Below are 18,780 nucleotides of genomic sequence, written 5' to 3'. Positions count from 1 at the left end.
TAAACCACCCAATCAGTTCACTGCGGTGTCCGGCGTAAGGAGAGACGATTCTCTCCACACCCGCCGTAAGTCGTGAGGAGCCTTCTTTGCGCAGAGACGCCACACCCCGGCGCTATCTGATGTGCCCACCCGTGCACTTCAAGGTCACCTACTCCATCAATCCGTGGATGGATCCCACGAAACCGGTGGACCTGCCCCTCGCACTCGCCCAGTGGGAGGACCTGAGGGACCGCTACCGCGCCCTCGGGCACACCGTCGAAACCCTCGAACCGCACCCCGAGCTGCCCGACATGGTCTTCGCGGCGAACGGGGCGCTCGTCGTGGACGGCCGGGTGCTCGGGGCCCGGTTCGCCTATCCGGAGCGGGCCGCCGAGGCCGAGATCCACCTCGAGTGGTTCCGCGGCCACGGCTACCGGGACGTCCACGAGCCGTCCCACGTCAACGAGGGCGAGGGGGACTTCGCCGTCACCGCCAGCTACCTCCTGGCCGGCCGGGGCTTCCGCTCCAGCCCGCTCTCGCACGACGAGGCGCAGGAGTTCTTCGGCCGCCCCGTCATCGGCCTCGACCTGGTGGACCCGCGCTACTACCACCTGGACACGGCTCTGTGCGTCCTCGACGGGGACGAGGTCATGTACCACCCGGCCGCCTTCTCGCCGGGCAGCCAGGCCGTGCTCAAACGCCTCTTCCCCGACGCGCTGCTCGCCGGTGAGGAGGACGCGGCGGCCCTGGGCATGAACGCGGTGTCCGACGGCCGGCACGTGCTGCTCCCGCAGGCGGCGACCGGGCTGCTGGCTCCCCTGCGGGCCCGCGGGTTCGAGCCGATCCCGATGGACCTGGGCGAGCTGCTCAAGGGCGGCGGCAGCGTGAAGTGCTGCACCCAGGAGCTGAGGCCCTAGCGCTCGGAAGCGGGCGGAGGCCAGGCCCGGCCCCAGTCGGCGTCCCGCGCCTCCTTGTAGAGGCCACCGTGGCGCTTGGTCACGGTGGCCCGGGTCAGGCCCTCCTCCCGCGGGCCGCACAGCTCCAGCAGGACGAGCCCCTTGCGGATCTGCGGCCTGCGCGTGATCCGGGAGGCGGCCGGCTCCGCCGGGAAGCGGGTCGCGGCGACGTAGCTGAACTTCTCGTCCTCGTACGGGAGGGAGCCCCCCTTGACCTGCCGGTGCAGGGAGGAGCGGCTGACCCGCGCCGAGAAGTGGCACCAGTCCTGCCCGACCTCGATCGGGCAGGTCCCGTCGTGCGGGCACGGGGCGGCGACCCGCAGCCCGGCCGCGATCAGCTGGTCGCGGGCCTCGCGGATGCGCAGGTAGCCCTCCGGCGTGCCCGGTTCGATCAGCACCACGGCCTGTCCGGCCCGCGCCGCCTCGGCGACGACGGCCGTCCGGGCCTGCGGGGTCAGCTCGCCCAGCACGTACGAGACCGTCACCAGGTCGGCCTCCGGCAGGGTCAGCCCGGAGCCGATGACCGCCCGCCGCCAGGCCGCGCCGCGCAGCACCTCGGAGGGGGAGGCCGCCGCCAGTTCCCGGCCCAGGGCCAGCGCCGGCTCGGCCCAGTCCAGCACCGTGGTCTCCCGCGGGCCCTCCCAGGTGGCGTCGACCGCCCAGGTCGCGGCGCCCGTGCCGCCGCCCACGTCCACGTGCGAGCCCGGCGCCCACCGCGGGGCCGCCTCGGCGAGGCCGTCCAGGGCGGCCCGGACGGCCTCGAAGGTGGCGGGCATCCGGTACGCCGCGTACGCCGCCACGTCGGAGCGGTCGCGCAGCACGGGCGCGTCGGTGGGGGTCTGCCCCCGGTAGCTGGCGATGAGCCGCTCGACGGCGGCCGCGGCCTGCTTGGGCGGGAGTCCGTCGAGCAGCCCGCCGAGCGTGCTGCGGAGGGTGTCGGCGGTGGTGGGGGCGGAGGCGTTCACCCGCGAAGTTTACGGCGCCGCGGGCACCGCGGATTCGCAGCTGCGCCACGGGCGGCACAGGCCGGCGAAGCAGGCCACCGCCAGCAGCGAGCAGACCAGCTGCACCACCGCCATCGGCACCGCCGTGTCCTCGCCCGCGATCCCGACCAGCGGCGAGGCGATCGCGCCGACCAGGAAGGAGGAGGTGCCGATCAGCGCGGACGCCGAGCCCGCGGCGTGCGGGGTGCGCATCAGGGCCTGCGCGTTGGTGTTCGGCAGCACCAGGCCCATCGCCGACATCAGCACGAAGAGCGCGGCGGCGATCGGGACCAGCCCGACCTCCCCGAACACCCCGGTCGCCATGAGCAGCAGGCCCACCGAGGCGACCGTGATGACGGCGAGCCCCACGGACAGGGTCTTGTCCATGTCGACCCGGCCGACCAGCAGCTTGCCGTTGATCTGGCCGACGGCGATCAGGCCGCAGGAGTTGACGCCGAACAGCAGGCTGAAGGCCTGGGGCGAAGCGCCGTAGATCTCCTGCACCACGAAGGGGGAGGCGGCGATGTACGAGAACAGCACCGCGAAGGCGAAACCGCCGGCCAGGGTGTAGCCGGTGAAGACGCGGTCGCCCAGCAGGCCGCGCATGGTCCGCAGGGCCGCGCCGACGCCGCCCGTGTGGCGCCGCTCGGGCGGCAGGGTCTCGTCGAGGCTGCGCCACACCATCAGGGTGAGGACGAGGCCGACGGCGGTCAGGACCGCGAAGACCCCGCGCCAGTCGGAGAAGCGCAGCACCTGGCCGCCGATGAGCGGGGCGACGATCGGGGCGGTGCCGGATATGAGCATGAGGTTGGAGAAGAACCGGGCCATCTCGACCCCGTCGTACAGGTCGCGTACGACGGCCCGCGCGATGACGATCGCGGCCGCGCCGGCCAGGCCCTGGAGCAGGCGGAAGGCGATCAGCAGCTCGGCGGTCGGGGCGAGGGCGCACAGCGCGGTGGCCAGGACGTAGACGGCCATGCCGATGAGCAGCGGCCTGCGGCGGCCCCACTTGTCGCTCATCGGGCCGATCACCAGCTGGCCCAGCGCCATGCCGGCGAGGCAGGCGGTGAGGGTGAGCTGGATGGTGGCGGCAGGGCTGTGCAGGACTCTGGTGACCTCCGGCAGGGCCGGCAGGTACATGTCCATGGACAGCGGCGGGAGGGCGGTGAGCCCGCCGAGTACGAAGGTGACCAGCAGGCTCGTGCGGCGTGCGGCCTTCAGGGGTGGGGCGGCGGTGGGGACGGAGGGCGTTTCGGGTGACGGTTCGTGCGAGCGGGCCGTCACGGGGCCTCTCTCCGACATGCGGAACTCCAGTCTGCTTGTCTTCTTTACGCACCCCTGACCGACCCATGCTCTCAGCAATCGGAACGCCCGGGGGCGGGGGCACGGTGTGACGTACTCTGCGGCCCCATGGACGAACCCACGACGAAGATCGCTGTAGTGACGGGCGCCGGGTCGGGCATCGGCCGCTCGGTGGCCCTGGCCCTGGCCGCCGCCGGCTGGTCCGTGGCCGTGGCGGGCCGCCGTGCCGAACCGCTCGAGGAGACCGCCGAGGCGGCCGGGGACGGCGCGGACGTGTTCCGCGTACCGACGGACGTCACCGATCCGGACGGGGTCGCCGCACTGTTCGGGGCCGTCCGCGAGCGCTACGGGCGCCTCGACCTGCTCTTCAACAACGCGGGCACCTTCGGCCCGGGCGGAGTCCCGCTGGAGGACCTCTCCTACGAGGCCTGGCGCTCGGTGGTCGACGTCAACCTGACCGGCTCCTTCCTGTGCGCGCAGGCCGCCTTCCGGCAGATGAAGGCGCAGGATCCGCAGGGCGGCCGCATCATCAACAACGGCTCCATCTCGGCGCACGTGCCGCGCCCGCACTCCATCGCCTACACCGCGACCAAGCACGCGATGACCGGCCTGACCAAGTCGCTGTCCCTGGACGGGCGCCCGTACAAGATCGCCTGCGGGCAGATCGACATCGGCAACGCGGCCACCGAGATGACCGAGCGGATGCGGACCGGGATCCTCCAGGCCAACGGGCAGCTGGCCGTCGAACCGGTCATGGACGCCGCCGACGTGGCGCGCACCGTGCTCCACATGGCGGAGCTCCCGCTGGAGGCCAACGTGCAGTTCGCGACGGTGATGGCGACGGCGATGCCGTACATCGGGCGGGGCTGAGCCCCCGCTCGCGAGGCGCCGGGGAATGTCCCCCGCGGCCCCGCCGTTGAGGCGATCATGACGACTGAGGTGCTCCGCTACACGGCCTTCTCCGGCGACCCGGCGGGCGGCAACCCCGCCGGCGTCGTGCTCGACGCGGCCGGACTGGACGACGAAGCGATGCTCGGGATCGCCGCCGGGCTCGGCTACAGCGAGACGGCCTTCCTGACCGCCCCGCCCGAGGGGCTGGAGGGCGAACCGGGCCGGGCCTTCACCGTGCGCTACTTCAGCCCGAAGGCGGAGGTGCCGTTCTGCGGGCACGCCACCGTCGCCACCGCCGTGGCCCTGGGGGAGCGGATCGGCCCCGGGGAGCTGCTCCTGGCGACGCGGGCGGGAACCGTACCGGTGTCCGTCACCTCCCGGGACGGGCGGCTGCGGGCCACGCTGACCAGCGTGGAGCCGCACACCGAGGAGATCGGCGCGGCCGACCTCGCCGAGGCGCTGGCCGCGCTGGACTGGCCGGAGGCGGACCTGGACCCGGCGTTCCCGCCCCGGATCGCCTACGCCGGGGCCCGCCACCTGGTGCTCGGCGCCGGTACCCGGGCCCGGCTCGCGGACCTCGCGTACGACTTCGCCCGGCTGGAGGCGCTGATGCGGCGCCTGGACCTGACGACCGTGCAGCTGGTGTGGCGGGCGGGCCCGGCGGAGTTCCACGTACGGGACCCCTTCCCGGTCGGCGGCGTCGTCGAGGACCCGGCGACGGGCGCCGCGGCGGCCGCCTTCGGCGCGTACGCCCGCGAGCTCGGCCTGGTCCCGGCGGACGCCGTGCTCACCCTCCACCAGGGCGCGGACATGGGCCGGCCGGGCGTCATCACGGTGGAACTGCGCGCGGGAGACCCCCGGGTCCGCGTGGGCGGCGAGGGCACGCCCATCGCGGGCTGAGCAGCGCGTCCTCGAACACCTCGGCCGGGCGGCCCGACTGCGGCGATCCGCCCGTCGTGCAGGACGGCGGCCCGGTCCGCGTAGGCGGCGGCCGGTCCCAGGTCGTGCAGGACGACGACGACCGCGTCCCCGGCGGGGGCCCGCTCCCGGCAGATCCGCAGCACGAGCTCCTGGTGGCGCAGGTCCAGGGCGGCGGGGGGCTCGTCGAGGAGCAGCAGCGGCGCCCGCTGGGCCAGTACGCGGGCCAGCGCGACCCGGGCCCGCCGGCCGCCGGACAGCGCGGAGAACGGGCGGGCGGCGAGGTCGGTGACCTCGGTCGCTGCCATGGCTGCGGCCACCGCCTGCTCGTCCGCGTGGGCGAACGGCGTGCCGGCCCAGGGCGCGGCCCATCCGTACGACGTAAGACCGGCACCCTCTACGTGGACGTCGAGAACGCCTCCGGCAGCAAGACGGCCGTCCCCTTCACCGGCACCACCGGGGGCACCGGCTGCACGGGCGGTACGGGAGCCGCCGCGGCCACCGTCGGCGGCAGCCCCGCCACCACCGGCGCCGAGATCCCCGCCGGGGCGCTGCTCGGCACCTCCGGCGCCGTGATCGCGGCCGGTGCGGGCGCGGTCCTCCTCGCCCGCCGGCGGCGGGTCGCCGAGCGCTGAGCCGTGTTTGAATGCCAGCGTGAACGATCAACTCGACGTGTTGAAGGTCTTCTGCGCGGGCGACGGCCGGCACGGCAACCTGCTCGGTGTCGTACGTGACGGCAGGGCCTGCCCCGACGACGCGTCGCGGCAGGCCCTGGCCGCCGAACTCGGCTACAGCGAGACGGTGTTCGTGGACGATCCCGAGCGCGGGATCGTCGACATCCGCACCCCCGGCACGCGGATGTCCTTCGCCGGCCACCCGCTGGTCGGGCTCGCCTGGCTGCTGGACGTCGAGGAGCTCCAGCCGCCGGCCGGCCCCGTATGGGCTCGTGACGACGGCGAGTTCACCTGGATCACGGCCCGCCCCGAGTGGGTCGAGGGCAAGCGCACCGAGCAGTACGGATCGGTCGCCGAGGTCGAGGCGCTGCCGGCCCCGCCGCCGGGCGAGGGCTGGCTGTACGCGTGGGCCTGGGAGGACGAGGCCGCCGGACGGGTGCGCGCCCGGGGCTTCCCGCGCCGCGCCGACGGGGTCATCGCCGAGGACGAGGCCACCGGCTCGGCGGCGATGCTGCTCACGGCCCAGCTGAACCGCGCCCTGAACATCACTCAGGGCGAGGGCTCCCAGATCCTCACCGCCCCCAATCCCGACGGCTCCGTGGAGATCGGCGGCCGCGTCCGCTTCGCGCGCCTCGCGCCCCCGGCCGCGCCCCACGGCTGACCGAGGGGCGGGGGCGTGCGAAGAGGGCCGGCCCGGTGCGGGCGCACCGGGCCGGCCCTCTTCGTGCCGTGTCCCCGCGGGGACTACGCGCTGAGCGGGAACTGCTCGCCCAGCTCGCGGAAGACCGCGCCGTTGAAGTCGAAGGCGCGCTTGCACTCGTCGACGATGCGCTGCTTCTCCAGGTCGTCCGCCGCAATGGCGTCCAGCAGCTCGCGGTAGGTCCGCTTGAAGGCGGCCGGGTTGGAGATGTCCGCGAAGACGTAGAAGCGGACGCCGTCGCCCTTGCGCTCGAAGCCCCACGTGCGCTCCGCCTTGTCGCGGATGATCTGGCCGCCGGAGAGGTCGCCCAGGTAGCGGGTGTAGTGGTGGGCGACGTAGCCGCCCGGCCACTCGGCCGCGCATTCGGCCACCCGGGCGGCGTAGGCCTCGGTCGCGGGCAGCGCCGCCACGCTCTCGCGCCAGTCCGGGCCCAGCAGGTGGGCGAGGTCGCGCTCGATCTCGGCGACGCGCATCAGCTCGGGCCGGATGAAGGGACCTGCGACCGGGTCGTCCTTGAGGGACTCGGCCGCGTCCTCCAGGGCCCGGTACACGAACCACAGCTGCTCGGTGTAGCGCGTGTACGCGTCCACGCCGAGGCGTCCGCCGAGCAGGTCGCTCATGAAGGACGACGTCTCCGCTTCGGTGTGCTGCTCGTGCGAGGCGACGCGGATGACCGTAGAGAAGGCGTCCAAGACGGACCTCCAGGAAGAGGAAAAAGACGTGGCGGCACGCCCGCCACGTCCGATCTTCCTGCTTAGGTATGCCTAAGTCAATGTGTTCCCGACGGCTTGTCGGTAAAAAAGGACCGGCTACGGGAGCGTCAGGATCTCCGCCCCGCTGTCCGTCACGACCAGGGTGTGCTCGAACTGCGCCGTCCGCTTGCGGTCCTTGGTGACGACCGTCCACCCGTCCGCCCACATGTCGTACTCGTGGGTGCCCAGGGTCAGCATCGGCTCGATGGTGAAGGTCATCCCGGGCTCGATGACCGTGGTGGCGTGCGGGCTGTCGTAGTGGGGGATGATCAGGCCGGAGTGGAACGACGAGTTGATGCCGTGACCGGTGAAGTCCCGGACCACGCCGTAGCCGAAGCGCTTCGCGTACGACTCGATGACCCGGCCGATGATGTTGATCTGGCGGCCCGGCTTGACGGCCTTGATCGCCCGGTTGAGGGCCTCCCGGGTGCGCTCCACCAGCAGCCGCGACTCCTCGTCCACCTCCCCGCACAGGTAGGTGGCGTTGTTGTCGCCGTGGACCCCGCCGATGTAGGCGGTCACGTCGAGGTTCACGATGTCCCCGTCGCGCAGCACGGTGGAGTCCGGGATCCCGTGGCAGATGACCTCGTTCACCGAGGAGCACAGCGACTTGGGGAAGCCCCGGTAGCCCAGCGTCGACGGGTAGGCGCCGTGGTCGCACATGTACTCGTGGGCGACCCGGTCCAGCTCGTCGGTGGTCACCCCCGGCGCGATCAGCTTGGCGGCCTCCTCCATCGCCTGGGCGGCGATCCGGCCGGCGGTGCGCATGGCCTCGATGGTCTCGGCCGACTGCACCTCCGGGCCGGTGTACGGGGTGGGTGCGGGCTTGCCCACGTACTCGGGACGGCGGATGTTTCCGGGAACGGAACGGACGGGAGAGAGCTCGCCTGGAACGAGCAGCGACTGGCCAGACATGCAAGCGAGTGTATCCAGCGGTGATGGGGCAGAGTGGCGGCAGAGAGCGGTAGCGGCGGTATCGAGAGGAGCCCGACAACGATGGCCCTGTTCAAGAAGCGCCAGGTGGGCAAACCGGGCGAATGGTACTACTGCCTCGTCCACCAGAAGGTCGAGGAAGGCCCCGACTGTCCTGCCAAGGACCGCTTCGGCCCCTACGGGAGCCGGGAGGAGGCGGCCCACGCCATGGAGACGGCGCAGGAACGCAACCTCGAATGGCAGAACGACCCCAAGTGGAACGACAAGTCCCGCGAAGAAGGCGGCGGCAGCGAGGGCACGGCGACCTGAGGACGGGCTACCAGCGGCTGGGCGGCGGCACGGTCAGCTGATCGGCCAGCCGCGCCAGCCGGTCCCGGAACCGGCGAGGCCCGCGCTGCACCGGCAGGCTGTTCTCCCCGGCCGCCGCGCTCACCAGGTGCTGCACGGTGTCCAGGTCCATGCCCGGGTCCGCGGCGGTGGGAGGCGCCCCCGCCGCGGAGCCCCCGGCCGTCGGGAGCGCGCCCGGTGCCGGGAGCGCGCCGGCCCCATTCGGGAGCGCGCCGGGCACCGAGAGCGCGTCGTGCGCCAGCGCGGCCAGATCCGGATCCCCGCCGTCCAGGGACAGTACGGTCGCCCCCGCGCGCCGGGCGTCGTGGACGCGCTCCAGCAGCCCCTCGCCCGGCTCGCCGGGAGCCACCACCAGCAGCGTGTGCCCGCGCCGGGCCGTCTCCAGCCTGCCCAGCCCCACCGACAGGTGCGGCGGCTCCCCGGGCCGCACGCGGTGGCGCACGAGGGTGGGCGCCAGCTCCGGCAGCCCCGACCAGGCGGCCTCGTCCACCAGGTGCGCCGCCAGGTGCCAGGGCTCGTAGGCCTCGGTCCCCACGAGCAGCAGGTTCCCGCCCGCCTTCCCGCCCGCCGGCACGACCGAGCGCCGCAGCGAGCCCGCGAAGCGGCGCGCTGCGCCGGGCCACTGCGTACCGGCGAGGACCTCGCGCAGCAGCGCGACTCTCACGGCATCCATAGCGGCATCCTGCACCATGAACCGGACAAGCGTGACCACTTCTCCGCTCCTCCCGCCGCCGTCCTCCCGGCCCTCCACCTCTGGGGTACTCGGCAGTACCCTCGCCCCCATGACCTCCACAGACAGCACGCAGCAGCCCCCGGCCAAGGCGCCCGCCAAGGACCCCTGGGACCTTCCGGACGTCTCCGGCCTCGTCGTCGGCGTCCTCGGCGGCACCGGCGACCAGGGCCGCGGCCTGGCCTACCGGCTCGCCCGGGCCGGCCAGAAGGTGATCATCGGCTCTCGCGCCGCCGACCGCGCGCACACCGCCGCAGAAGAGCTGGGCCTCGGCGTGGAGGGCGCGGACAACGCCGAATGCGCGCGCCGCAGCGACATCGTGATCATCGCCGTGCCGTGGGAGGGCCACGCCAAGACCCTCGAAGCGCTCCGCGAGGACCTCGCCGGCAAGCTCGTCGTGGACTGCGTCAACCCGCTCGGCTTCGACAAGCAGGGCGCCTACGCCCTGCCCGTCGAGGAGGGCAGCGCCGCCCAGCAGGCCGCCGCCCTGCTGCCGGACTCCCGCGTCACCGCGGCCTTCCACCACCTCTCGGCGGTCCTGCTCCAGGACGAGTCGATCGACGAGATCGACACCGACGTGATGGTCCTCGGCGAGTCCCGCGCCGACACCGACCTGGTCCAGGCCCTCGCCGCCCGCATCCCGGGCATGCGCGGCGTCTTCGCGGGCCGCCTGCGCAACGCCCACCAGGTCGAGTCCCTGGTGGCCAACCTCATCTCGACCAACCGCCGCTACAAGGCCCACGCGGGCCTGCGCGTCACGGACGTCTGACGGCGCCCGGCCGCCCTCACTGCGGGGCATGGGAGACACTGGGGGGGCTCGGCCCCGTCCAGTGTCCTTCGAGGAGCTCTTCCCATGCCCCGCCTTGCCGTCTTCGCCGTTGTCGTCTGCGTCCTTGCCGTGGCCGCGGCCGTCGTCGCCTTCGTGGAGGGCAGCTTCATAGGGATCGTCTGGGTGCTGCTGGCCGGTCTGACGTCCAACATGGCCTGGTACTACATCCGCAAGGCGAAGGCCGAGAAGGCGGCCCGTGCCTCCTAGGCCCGAGCCTCCTAGGCGCGCGCCCCGGGTTCGCGCCCGGGACGCGCCCGCTAGTCCCGCGGGACCTCGCAGAGGCCGTTGCCCTCCTGCCAGAAGCGGTAGAGGTCGCGGCCGCAGTACGTCTCCAGGTCCGACACGCCCAGGCCGGACAGGATGTCGCGCACCACGTCGAAGAAGAACGCGTTGACCTCCGGGATCCACAGCAGCGCGAACACCGCGATCAGGCCGAACGGCGCCAGCGGCGCCACCTCGCGGCGGATCCGGTGCGAGAGCCACGGCTCGATCACCCCGTAGCCGTCGAGGCCCGGCACCGGCAGGAAGTTCAAGATCGCCGCCGAGACCTGGAGCAGGGCCAGGAAGGCCAGCGCGTAGCGGAAGGCGAGCGGGACCCCGTCCAGGGCGCCCAGCCAGAACGGGGCCGTGCACACCACGGCGAAGGCCACGTTGGTCAGCGGGCCCGCCGCCGAGATCAGGCTGTGCTTCCAGCGGCCCCGGATGCGGTCGCGCTCGATGTACACCGCGCCGCCCGGCAGGCCCAGGCCGCCCAGGATCACGAAGAGCACCGGCAGGACGATGCTGAGCAGCGCGTGCGTGTACTTGAGCGGGTTCAGCGTCAGGTACCCCTCGGCGCCCACCGAGAGGTCACCGCCGTGCAGGGCGGTGCGGGCGTGCGCGTACTCGTGCAGGCACAGCGAGACCACCCACGCCGAGGTCACGAACAGGAACACGGCGAGCCCGGTGCTCGTCGAGTACCCGGTCCACACGGCCCACCCGGTGACGGCCATGACGGCCGCGATGCCGAGGAATACGGAACTGATCCGCCGCTCACCGCGGCTGCCCTGATGACCCATGCCGCGAAACCTATCCCGGCTGCCGCCACGGAAATAGGGTCGGGCCCGGGCGCCGGTCCGGGGACAATGGGCCGGTGCGTTACGCGATTCTCGGTACGACCCAGGCCATGCGCGACGACGGGACCCCCGTCGCCGTCGGCGGAGCGCGCCTGCGGGCGCTGCTGACCGCGCTCGCGCTGCGGCCCGGCCGGGCGGTGCCGGCGCACCTGCTCGTCGCCGAGGTGTGGGACGGCGACCGGCCGGCCGACGCGCCGGCCGCCCTCCAGGCGCTGGTCGCACGGCTGCGCCGGGCGCTGGGCCACGAGGCCGTGCGCTCCGCCGAGGGCGGCTACCTGCTGGCCGCCGACCGCGAGGACGTCGACCTGTACCGCTTCGAGGGGCTGGCCCGGGCCGGCGCCGAGGCCCTGGAGTACGGGGACCCGGCCAAGGCCGGCGCCCTGTACGAGGAGGCGCTCGCCCTGTGGCGCGGCCCGGCCCTGGCCGACCTCCCCGACCCGGCCGCGGAGTCCGCGCGCTGGGACGCCGTACGGATGGACGCGCGCCGGGGCCGGCTCACCGCGGCCCTGGCCCTGGGCGGGGCGGAGCAGGCGTTGCCGGAGCTGACCGCGCTGTGCGCCCAGCAGCCGCTGGACGAGCCCCTGCAGGTGCTGCGGATCCGGGCGCTGCGCGACGCGCACCGCCCGGCGGAGGCCCTGGAGGCGTACGACACCGTCCGCCGGGAGCTGGCCGCCCGTCTGGGCACCGACCCTGGCCCGGCCCTGCGCGCCCTGCACGCCGAGCTCCTGAACCCCGCCCCCGCCTCCTGGCCCGGTGCGCACCCGCGACAGCCGGCCCCGGCGCGGCCCGGCCACAGCCCGTACCCGCCGGCCTCCGGCACCGGCTCCCCCCGCCCCGGCCCGGCGCCGGCGCAGCCCGGCCGGCAGCCCGCGCAGGGCAACCTGCGCGCCCGGCTCACCACCTTCGTCGGGCGCGAGGAGGACATCCGCGTCATCGGCGAGGACCTCGCCCGCGCCCGGCTCGTCACCCTGCTCGGGCCCGGCGGGGCGGGCAAGACCCGGCTCTCCCAGGAGGCCGCCGAGGCCCAGGACCCGGCCGGCTGGCCCGACGGGGTATGGCTCGTGGAGCTGGCCCCCGTGGACGACCCGGAGGACGTCGCCGAGGCCGTGCTCGCCGCGCTCGGGGCGCGGGAGACCAAGCTGCGCGGCGCCGCCGCCGAGGAACTGCGCGCGCTGACCGACCGCACCGGGGACGACCCCCTCGACCGCCTCGCCGAGCACTGCGCCCGCCGGCGGCTCCTGCTGCTGCTCGACAACTGCGAGCACGTCGTCGAGGCGGCCGCCGAACTCGCCGAGCGGCTGCTCGTCCACTGCCCCGGCATCCGGATCCTGGCCACCAGCCGCGAACCCCTCGGCGTCCCCGGGGAGACGCTGCGCCCGGTGGAGCCGCTGCCCGACCCGGTCGCGCTGCGGCTCCTCGCCGACCGCGGAGCCGCGGCCCGCGCCGGGTTCACCGTGGCCCAGGACCCGGCCGCCTGCGCCGAGATCTGCCGCCGCCTCGACGGGCTGCCGCTGGCCATCGAACTGGCCGCGGCCCGCCTGCGGCTGCTCACCCCGCGCCAGATCGCCGACCGCCTCGACGACCGGTTCCGGCTCCTGACCAGCGGCAGCCGGACCCTGCTGCCCCGGCAGCAGACCCTGCGCGCCGTCGTCGACTGGTCCTGGGACCTGCTGGAGGAGCCCGAGCGCACCGTCCTGCGCCGGCTGTCCGTCTTCGCGGGCGGCTGCGACCTCGCCGCCGCCGAGACCGTGTGCGCCGGGGGCGTCCTCGACGTCGCCGGGACGCTCGGCTCCCTCGTCGACAAGTCCCTCGTCGTGGCCGCCCCCGGCTCCGACGGCTCCGGCATGCGCTACCGCCTGCTGGAGACGGTCGGCGAGTACGCCGCCGAGCGCCTGGCCCAGGCGGGCCGCGACCGCGAGGAGACCGAGCGCCGCCACCTCGTCCACTACCGCGAGCTGGCCCGCACCGGCGAGCCGCTGCTGCGCGGCCACGGCCAGCGGGCGGCCGCCGACCGGCTCGCCACCGAGTACGAGAACGTCCGTACCGCCCTGCGCCGGGCCGTCGCCGCCCGCGACGCCGACGAGGTGCTCTGCCTCATCCACTCGCTGGGCTGGTACTGGCACATGCACGACCTGCGCGCCGAGTCCCGGCACTGGTCCGACGCGGCCGCGGCCCTCGGCCCCGACCCGTTCGCCGCCCCCGTGGCCCTGGCGCAGCCCGTGTACGAACGGCTCGTCGACACGCCCCCGCCCTACGGCGGCGAAGTGCTCGCCGAGGCCTGGCGCGCCCTCCACCTGGTCCGGCTGGCCTCCCGCGACCAGAGCAAGACCGGCTGGAACAGCCCGGAGATCCGCGCCCAGGTCGAAGGGATCATCACCGCCTACCGGCCCGGACTCCCGCAGACCTGCCGGACCCCCGCCTCCCTCTGGATCTACGCCGTCATGATCGCGGGCGACGCCGGACGGCTCCAGCGGGTCATCGACGCGACCGTCGACACCGCCCGCGAGCTCGGCTACCGCTGGGAGCTGGCCTCCGCCCTCCAGCTGCGGGCCAACATCCTCGCCAACCGGGCCGACTGGGCCGGCGACGCCGCCCGCGACGCCGACGAGAGCCTGGCCCTGTTCCGTGAGCTCGGCGACGCCTGGGGCTGCGCCGAGGCGCTCTCCGCCCGAGCCGAGTCCCTGGAGAAACGCGGCGAGTACGCCCTGGCCGCCCGGGACTTCCTCGAGGCCATCGCGTACGCCGAACGCCTGGGCGCCAAGGCGCAGGTGACGGTGTTGCGCGTCCGGATGGCCGGGACCCTCTGCGAAACCGGCCGGATGGAGGAGGCCGAGGAGATCCTCACCGAGGTCACCGCCACACCCCGGCAGTACGGCAACGAGGCCATGCCCGCCGCCCGGATGTTCCTGGCGGGCATCATGGGCCGCACCGGCCGGATCCCGGAGGCCCGCGCCCAGCTCCAGACGCTGCGGGAGGAGTTCACCTTCGGCGCGTTCGCCGTCTTCGACGGCTTCCTGCTGGGGACGCTGGCCTGGCTCGCGAACCAGGAGGGCGCGTACGAGGAGGCGCTCGGCCTGCTGCGCCGGGCGATGGAGAGCGTGCGGGACCCGCTGGCCCGGATGGTCGCCCCGCAGCTGCCGGCGGTCTACCTGGTGACCGCGGCGCTGTCCCTGGTCTCGCTCGGCGGCCCGGAGCGGGAGTACGACGCCGCCCGGCTGCTCGGCGCCTACCGGGCGCTGCTGCCGCCCCGGCACTTCCCCGTCACCACGGAACGCGCGGACTGCGCCCGCGCCGAGGAGCTGGCGCGGGCGGCGCTGGGCGATGCCGGGTACGAGGCGGCGTACGCCGAAGGCGGCGGCCTCACCCTGGAGGAGGCCACCGCCCTCGTCTGACCCGGCCCCCGGCCGGAGCCCGCCCGGGACGCGATCCGGAACGGACCGGTCCGCGGCTCAGGTCTTCTGGCGGAACTTGCGCACCGCGAGCGGCATGGTGACGGCCGTGATGGCCACCGACCACGCCAGGGTCATCCACACCGAGTCGCCGACCGGAGTCCCGTTGATCAGGGCGCGGGCCGCGTCGGCCAGGTTGGACAGCGGGTTGTAGTCCGTGAAGGACTGCAGCCAGCCCGGCATCGTGGCCGGCGGCGCGAAGATCGAGCTGCCGAACTGCAGCGGCATCAGGACCAGCATCGCCATGCCCTGGACGGCCTGCGCGGTCTTCATGGTGAGACCGAGCAGGATGAAGATCCACATCAGCGAGGCGCCGAAGACGGCCGACAGGCCGATGGCGAGGAACAGGTCCAGCACCGAGGACTTGATCGACAGGCCGAGGATGAAGCCCACACCGAGCAGGATGGTGATGGCCACCATCATCCGGCCGAGCTCGACGACGATCTTGGCGAGTAGCACGGAGGACCGGGCGATCGGCATGGACCGGAAGCGGTCCATCACGCCCTTCTTGAAGTCGTCGTTGACCCCGGTGCCCACCGCCATCGCGATGTTCATGCCCATCATGGCCATCAGGCCCGGGACCACGTAGTTCACGTAGTCCGCCTGGTTGCCCTTGCCGGAGATCGCGCCGCCGAAGACGAACACGAACAGCAGCGTGAAGATGATCGGCATGAACAGGACGTCGAACATCGATTCGGGGTCCTGCTTGATCTGCAGGGCGTTGCGGCGCACCAGGGCGCCGATGTGCCGCAGGTTGGCCCGCAGGCCGATCCGGCCATCGCCGGCGAGAGGGGCCGCGGCGGCCCGGACGGGCGTGCTCCCGGCGGACTGCTTCGTCGTGGTTACGGTGCTCATGCCGCGACTTCCTCGGTCATCTCGGTGGTGGGCTTCTGGCCGGTGATCGACAGGAACACCTCGTCCAGGCTGGGCAGGTAGGTGCCGAGGTCGGCGAGCGCGTACCCGCGGGCGGCGAGCAGGCCGACCACGGCGGTCAGCTGCTCGTCGCTGAGGATCGGCACCAGCAGGACGCCCTCGTCCGGCACGGCCTGCGAGCCGGCCACGCCGTCGAGCCCGGCCTCGGCCAGCGAGCGGGCCATGCCCGGCAGGTCGGCGGAGTCCACGGGGCGCAGCCGCAGCGTGCGGCCCCCGACCCGGGCCTTCAGCTCGTCGACCTTGCCGTGGGCGATGACCTTGCCGCGGTCGATGACCGTCAGCTCGCCGGCGAGCTGCTCGGCCTCCTCCATGTACTGGGTGGTGAGCAGGACGGTGGCGCCCTCGGCCACCAGCCGCTGCACCTCGTCCCAGACCTCGTTGCGGGTACGGGGGTCCAGACCGGTGGTCGGCTCGTCCAGGTAGAGGACGGCCGGGTTGCCGATCAGCGAGGCCGCCAGGTCCAGGCGGCGGCGCATACCGCCCGAGTAGTTCATCGCGGCCTTCTTCGAGGCCTCGGTCAGGGAGAACCGCTCCAGCATCTCGTCCGCCCGCTTCCGGGCCTCCTTGCGGGACAGGTCGAGCAGCCGCCCGATCATGTAGAGGTTCTCCCAGCCGGAGAGCTTCTCGTCGACCGAGGCGTACTGGCCGGTGAGGCCGATGGTGCGGCGCAGCTGCCGCGGCTGGCGCACCACGTCGAAGCCGGCGACGGTCGCGGTCCCGGCGTCCGGGACGATCAGGGTGGACAGGCAGCGGACCAGGGTGGTCTTGCCGGCGCCGTTGGGTCCCAGGACCCCGAGGACGGTGCCCTCGCGGACGTCCAGGTCGACCCCGTCCAGGGCCTTGGTCTCGCCGTAGTGCTTGACCAGCCCCCGTACTTCCACGGCGTTGGGGCTCTTGTCGTTTCGCGTCATGCCCACCATGGGACCAGGTGCCACTGACAAAGCACCGACAGCCGACCGACAACCCCCCCGGCGCACGGCCGACGGCCCGCCGACATCGTGTCGGCGGGCCGTCGGGCGCTACGTGCCGAACGGTCAGTGGAAGGCGTGCTCCGCCTGCGGGAACGCTCCGCCCACCACGTCCTCGGCGAAGGCCTTCGCCGCGTCGTTCATGGTCTGGCGCAGGTTCGCGTACTGCTTGACGAACTTCGGCATCTTCCCGCCGGTCAGACCCATCATGTCGGTCCACACCAGCACCTGCGCGTCGCACTCCGCGCCCGCGCCGATGCCGACCGTCGGGATGTGCAGGGACCGGGTGACCTCGGCCGCCAGCTCGGCCGGAACCAGCTCCAGCACCACGGCGAAGGCTCCCGCGTCCTGCGCCGCCTTGGCGTCGCGCAGCAGCTGGTGCGCGGCCTCGTCGCTGCGGCCCTGCACCCGGTAGCCCATGGCGTTGACCGACTGCGGGGTCAGGCCCAGGTGGGACATGACCGGGATGCCGGCCTGCACGATCAGCTCGGTCTGGGCCAGCGAGCGCTCGCCGCCCTCCAGCTTCACCGCGCCCACGCCGGCCTCCTTGACCAGGCGGGTGGCGCTGCGCAGCGCCTGCACGGCGCCTTCCTGGTACGAGCCGAACGGCATGTCGCCGATGACCAGGGCGCGGCTCGTGCCGCGTACGACGGCCGCCGACAGCATGGTCATCTGGTCCATCGTGACCGGGACGGTGGTGTCGTAGCCCAGGTGGCAGTTGCCCATGGAGTCGCCGACGAGGATCACCGGGATGCCGGCCTCGTCGAACACGGACGCGGTCATGGCGTCGTAGGCGGTGAGCATGGGCCACTTCTCGCCGCGTTCCTTGGCGAGGCTCAGGTCGCGGATGGTGATGCGCCGGGTGCCCGAGCCGCCGTACAGGGTGGGCGTGGCCGACGGAGATGCTGCTGCGGGCTCGCGGGCAGGCGAAACGGCATGCGTCATTGCAACTGCTCCTTGTGTCATCTCGAGGCGCCCTCACGGCGTCCCCGGACTCACCCACCATCGTCGCACCCGGGTGGCCCGTGGCGGAAGTGGGCGGGGCGGCGGGCCGGGCCCGCCCCATCTCCGCTCGAGCCAATGTGAGCGTTTCGTGACAACCGGAACCCTTGGCGCACGGGCGTTCGTCCTCCGGAACGTACGGCCGCGACAGGCGGTCGTGCGGTAGCGCACGGAAGGCTCCGTACATCGCCTAGGGTCAAGGGGCGGGGACGGAGCGCGAGCACGGCAGTGAGGGCAGCGGCATGGCACAGGCGTACATGACGGAAAAGGGGAACGGCGGCTCGGAGCCCGAGCCCTCCGCATCCCGCTTCCGACGCCGGCTGGCCGAACTGCGGGATGACCGGGGGATCTGGCGGCGCGGGCTGGTGCTGGCCGCCTTCTCCGTACTGATCTCACTGATCATGATCTTCCACGCGCAGCTGCCCAACGACGTGGGCAACCTCGGCAGCCTCACCGAGACCTTCCTGCCCTGGCTGGGCGTGGCCGTCCCGGTGCTGCTGGCCGCCGCCCTGTTCCGCCGGTCCGCGACCGCGCTGATCGCGATACTGCTGGCGGCCGTGGTCTGGGCGAACCTGTTCGGCGGGCTGGTCACCGACAAGTCCGGCTCCGGCGGCAACCTGACCGTCGCCACGCACAACGTGGACGCCGACAACGCCGACCCGCGCGGAACCGCCGAGTCGGTGGCGAAGTCCGGGGCCGACGTCCTCGCCCTGACCGAGCTGAAGGGCAGCGCCGTCCCGGTCTACGAAAAGGCCCTGGCGGACACGTACAAGTACCACTCGGTCGAGGGCACGGTCGGCGTCTGGAGCAAGTACCCGCTGACCGCCAGCAGCCCCGTGGACATCAAGATGGGCTGGACCCGGGCCATGCGCGCCACGGTGGACACCGCGCACGGGCAGGTCGCCGTGTTCGTCGCCCACCTGCCCTCGGTACGGGTCAAGCTGAACGCGGGCTTCACCGCCAACCAGCGCGACAACAGCGCCGACGCGCTGGGCGCCGCGCTCGCCGCCGAACCGCTGAAGAAGGTCGTCCTGCTCGGCGACCTCAACGGCACCATGAACGACCGCGCCCTGTCCGAGGTCACCTCGCAGATGCGCTCCACGCAGGGCGCCGCGGGCGACGGCTTCGGCTTCAGCTGGCCCGCCCAGTTCCCGATGGCCCGCATCGACCAGATCATGGTCCGCGGGATCACCCCGGAGGCCTCCTGGACCCTCCCGCGCACGGGCAGCGACCACCTGCCGGTCGCCGCGCGGCTGAAGGTGTAGGCGGCCGCACGCACGGAAGGGGGCCCGCCGATGCGGCGGGCCCCCTTCCCGTA

At 73.4% G+C, this 18,780-nt stretch carries 19 protein-coding genes and 1 pseudogene; 10 read left to right on the top strand and 10 right to left on the bottom strand.

What is annotated here, in order from left to right; genetic code table 11:
- Nucleotides 1-47: 47 nt before the first annotated feature.
- Nucleotides 48-896: a dimethylargininase gene (gene ddaH / locus BGK67_RS12055; RefSeq protein WP_347878453.1), complete on the top strand. Its 849-nt coding sequence runs from the start codon at nt 48-50 to the stop codon at nt 894-896.
- Here the strand turns inward: ddaH and BGK67_RS12050 are convergent.
- Both BGK67_RS12050 and BGK67_RS12045 read right to left on the bottom strand, forming a co-directional pair.
- Nucleotides 893-1,900 carry a small ribosomal subunit Rsm22 family protein gene (locus BGK67_RS12050; RefSeq protein WP_069920090.1) on the bottom strand — a complete coding sequence of 336 codons (1,008 nt, stop codon included), beginning with the start codon at nt 1,898-1,900 and terminating at the stop codon, nt 893-895. The genes ddaH and BGK67_RS12050 overlap by 4 nt on opposite strands.
- A 9-nt stretch (nt 1,901-1,909) precedes the next feature.
- The gene (locus tag BGK67_RS12045) at nt 1,910-3,220 is read right to left on the bottom strand and encodes a Bcr/CflA family multidrug efflux MFS transporter (protein WP_069920089.1); all 1,311 of its coding nucleotides are present in this window, start codon (nt 3,218-3,220) and stop codon (nt 1,910-1,912) included.
- Nucleotides 3,221-3,328: 108 nt separating this feature from the next.
- Here BGK67_RS12045 and BGK67_RS12040 point away from each other — a divergent pair, with 108 nt between their 5' ends.
- Nucleotides 3,329-4,090, top strand: coding sequence for an SDR family oxidoreductase (locus tag BGK67_RS12040; RefSeq protein ID WP_069920088.1), 762 nt, complete (start codon nt 3,329-3,331; stop codon nt 4,088-4,090).
- A gap of 57 nt (nt 4,091-4,147) precedes the next feature.
- Entirely contained in the window at nt 4,148-5,011 is an 864-nt protein-coding gene (locus BGK67_RS12035) for a PhzF family phenazine biosynthesis protein (protein WP_069920087.1), read from the top strand.
- On the opposite strand, the pseudogene BGK67_RS36185 reads toward BGK67_RS12035, so the two are convergent.
- Nucleotides 4,941-5,464: pseudogene (locus BGK67_RS36185) on the bottom strand (ATP-binding cassette domain-containing protein); the annotation flags it as partial. The gene BGK67_RS12035 and the pseudogene BGK67_RS36185 sit on opposite strands and share 71 nt — an antisense overlap.
- Between BGK67_RS36185 and BGK67_RS40925 the strand changes: the two are divergent.
- Together BGK67_RS40925 and BGK67_RS12025 are read left to right on the top strand one after the other, a co-directional pair.
- On the top strand, nt 5,431-5,664 hold the full coding sequence (locus tag BGK67_RS40925; RefSeq protein ID WP_079154138.1) for a hypothetical protein: 234 nt from the start codon (nt 5,431-5,433) through the stop codon (nt 5,662-5,664). The pseudogene BGK67_RS36185 and the gene BGK67_RS40925 overlap by 34 nt on opposite strands.
- A 19-nt stretch (nt 5,665-5,683) precedes the next feature.
- Nucleotides 5,684-6,364: a PhzF family phenazine biosynthesis protein gene (locus tag BGK67_RS12025; protein ID WP_244291195.1), complete on the top strand. Its 681-nt coding sequence runs from the start codon at nt 5,684-5,686 to the stop codon at nt 6,362-6,364.
- Nucleotides 6,365-6,447: 83 nt separating this feature from the next.
- On the opposite strand, the gene BGK67_RS12020 is transcribed toward BGK67_RS12025, so the two are convergent.
- Together BGK67_RS12020 and map are read right to left on the bottom strand one after the other, a co-directional pair.
- Nucleotides 6,448-7,095 (bottom strand): biliverdin-producing heme oxygenase, encoded by a 648-nt coding sequence (locus BGK67_RS12020; protein WP_069920084.1) that lies wholly within the window; start codon nt 7,093-7,095, stop codon nt 6,448-6,450.
- Between the two features lie 117 nt (nt 7,096-7,212).
- On the bottom strand, nt 7,213-8,070 hold the full coding sequence (gene map / locus BGK67_RS12015) for a type I methionyl aminopeptidase (RefSeq protein WP_069920083.1): 858 nt from the start codon (nt 8,068-8,070) through the stop codon (nt 7,213-7,215).
- 81 nt (nt 8,071-8,151) lie between these two features.
- On the opposite strand from map, the gene BGK67_RS12010 reads away from it, so the two are divergent.
- Entirely contained in the window at nt 8,152-8,397 is a 246-nt protein-coding gene (locus tag BGK67_RS12010) for a hypothetical protein (protein ID WP_069920082.1), read from the top strand.
- A gap of 7 nt (nt 8,398-8,404) precedes the next feature.
- On the opposite strand, the gene BGK67_RS12005 is transcribed toward BGK67_RS12010, so the two are convergent.
- On the bottom strand, nt 8,405-9,109 hold the full coding sequence (locus BGK67_RS12005) for a hypothetical protein (protein ID WP_069920081.1): 705 nt from the start codon (nt 9,107-9,109) through the stop codon (nt 8,405-8,407).
- Nucleotides 9,110-9,218: 109 nt separating this feature from the next.
- Between BGK67_RS12005 and npdG the strand changes: the two genes are divergently transcribed.
- Entirely contained in the window at nt 9,219-9,935 is a 717-nt protein-coding gene (gene npdG / locus BGK67_RS12000; protein ID WP_069920080.1) for an NADPH-dependent F420 reductase, read from the top strand.
- 84 nt (nt 9,936-10,019) lie between these two features.
- Entirely contained in the window at nt 10,020-10,202 is a 183-nt protein-coding gene (locus BGK67_RS11995) for a hypothetical protein (RefSeq protein WP_069920079.1), read from the top strand.
- Nucleotides 10,203-10,252: 50 nt separating this feature from the next.
- Here BGK67_RS11995 and BGK67_RS11990 read toward each other — a convergent pair whose 3' ends face one another.
- Nucleotides 10,253-11,053: a site-2 protease family protein gene (locus BGK67_RS11990; protein WP_069920078.1), complete on the bottom strand. Its 801-nt coding sequence runs from the start codon at nt 11,051-11,053 to the stop codon at nt 10,253-10,255.
- Nucleotides 11,054-11,127: 74 nt separating this feature from the next.
- Between BGK67_RS11990 and BGK67_RS11985 the strand changes: the two genes are divergently transcribed.
- Nucleotides 11,128-14,502: an AfsR/SARP family transcriptional regulator gene (locus BGK67_RS11985; protein ID WP_069920077.1), complete on the top strand. Its 3,375-nt coding sequence runs from the start codon at nt 11,128-11,130 to the stop codon at nt 14,500-14,502.
- 57 nt (nt 14,503-14,559) lie between these two features.
- Here the strand turns inward: BGK67_RS11985 and BGK67_RS11980 are convergent, their stop codons facing one another.
- The 3 genes from BGK67_RS11980 to panB form a co-directional block, all read right to left on the bottom strand.
- Nucleotides 14,560-15,414 (bottom strand): ABC transporter permease, encoded by an 855-nt coding sequence (locus tag BGK67_RS11980; protein WP_069920076.1) that lies wholly within the window; start codon nt 15,412-15,414, stop codon nt 14,560-14,562.
- On the bottom strand, nt 15,411-16,412 hold the full coding sequence (locus BGK67_RS11975; protein ID WP_432215437.1) for an ATP-binding cassette domain-containing protein: 1,002 nt from the start codon (nt 16,410-16,412) through the stop codon (nt 15,411-15,413). The genes BGK67_RS11980 and BGK67_RS11975 overlap by 4 nt, the downstream gene beginning before the upstream one ends.
- A 114-nt stretch (nt 16,413-16,526) precedes the next feature.
- The gene (gene panB, locus BGK67_RS11970; protein WP_069920074.1) at nt 16,527-17,405 is read right to left on the bottom strand and encodes a 3-methyl-2-oxobutanoate hydroxymethyltransferase; all 879 of its coding nucleotides are present in this window, start codon (nt 17,403-17,405) and stop codon (nt 16,527-16,529) included.
- Nucleotides 17,406-17,704: 299 nt separating this feature from the next.
- On the opposite strand from panB, the gene BGK67_RS11965 reads away from it, so the two are divergent.
- Nucleotides 17,705-18,727, top strand: coding sequence for an endonuclease/exonuclease/phosphatase family protein (locus BGK67_RS11965; RefSeq protein ID WP_079154137.1), 1,023 nt, complete (start codon nt 17,705-17,707; stop codon nt 18,725-18,727).
- Nucleotides 18,728-18,780: the final 53 nt, after the last annotated feature.

The sequence above is a fragment of the Streptomyces subrutilus genome (assembly GCF_001746425.1).
GTDB lineage: Bacteria > Actinomycetota > Actinomycetes > Streptomycetales > Streptomycetaceae > Streptomyces > Streptomyces subrutilus_A.
The sequence above is the reverse complement of the archived record's forward strand: the minus strand, read 5'-3'. Positions and strand labels throughout refer to the sequence as shown.

Coding starts and splice junctions, on each gene's coding strand:
- BGK67_RS12045 (WP_069920089.1), bottom strand. CDS start 3,220: ATGTCGGAGAGAGGCCCCGTGACGGCCCGCTCGCACGAACCGTCACCC.
- BGK67_RS12040 (WP_069920088.1), top strand. CDS start 3,329: ATGGACGAACCCACGACGAAGATCGCTGTAGTGACGGGCGCCGGGTCG.
- BGK67_RS12035 (WP_069920087.1), top strand. CDS start 4,148: ATGACGACTGAGGTGCTCCGCTACACGGCCTTCTCCGGCGACCCGGCG.
- map (WP_069920083.1), bottom strand. CDS start 8,070: ATGTCTGGCCAGTCGCTGCTCGTTCCAGGCGAGCTCTCTCCCGTCCGT.
- BGK67_RS12010 (WP_069920082.1), top strand. CDS start 8,152: ATGGCCCTGTTCAAGAAGCGCCAGGTGGGCAAACCGGGCGAATGGTAC.
- BGK67_RS12005 (WP_069920081.1), bottom strand. CDS start 9,109: ATGGATGCCGTGAGAGTCGCGCTGCTGCGCGAGGTCCTCGCCGGTACG.
- npdG (WP_069920080.1), top strand. CDS start 9,219: ATGACCTCCACAGACAGCACGCAGCAGCCCCCGGCCAAGGCGCCCGCC.
- BGK67_RS11995 (WP_069920079.1), top strand. CDS start 10,020: ATGCCCCGCCTTGCCGTCTTCGCCGTTGTCGTCTGCGTCCTTGCCGTG.
- BGK67_RS11990 (WP_069920078.1), bottom strand. CDS start 11,053: ATGGGTCATCAGGGCAGCCGCGGTGAGCGGCGGATCAGTTCCGTATTC.
- BGK67_RS11980 (WP_069920076.1), bottom strand. CDS start 15,414: ATGAGCACCGTAACCACGACGAAGCAGTCCGCCGGGAGCACGCCCGTC.
- BGK67_RS11975 (WP_432215437.1), bottom strand. CDS start 16,412: ATGGTGGGCATGACGCGAAACGACAAGAGCCCCAACGCCGTGGAAGTA.
- panB (WP_069920074.1), bottom strand. CDS start 17,405: ATGACGCATGCCGTTTCGCCTGCCCGCGAGCCCGCAGCAGCATCTCCG.
- BGK67_RS11965 (WP_079154137.1), top strand. CDS start 17,705: ATGGCACAGGCGTACATGACGGAAAAGGGGAACGGCGGCTCGGAGCCC.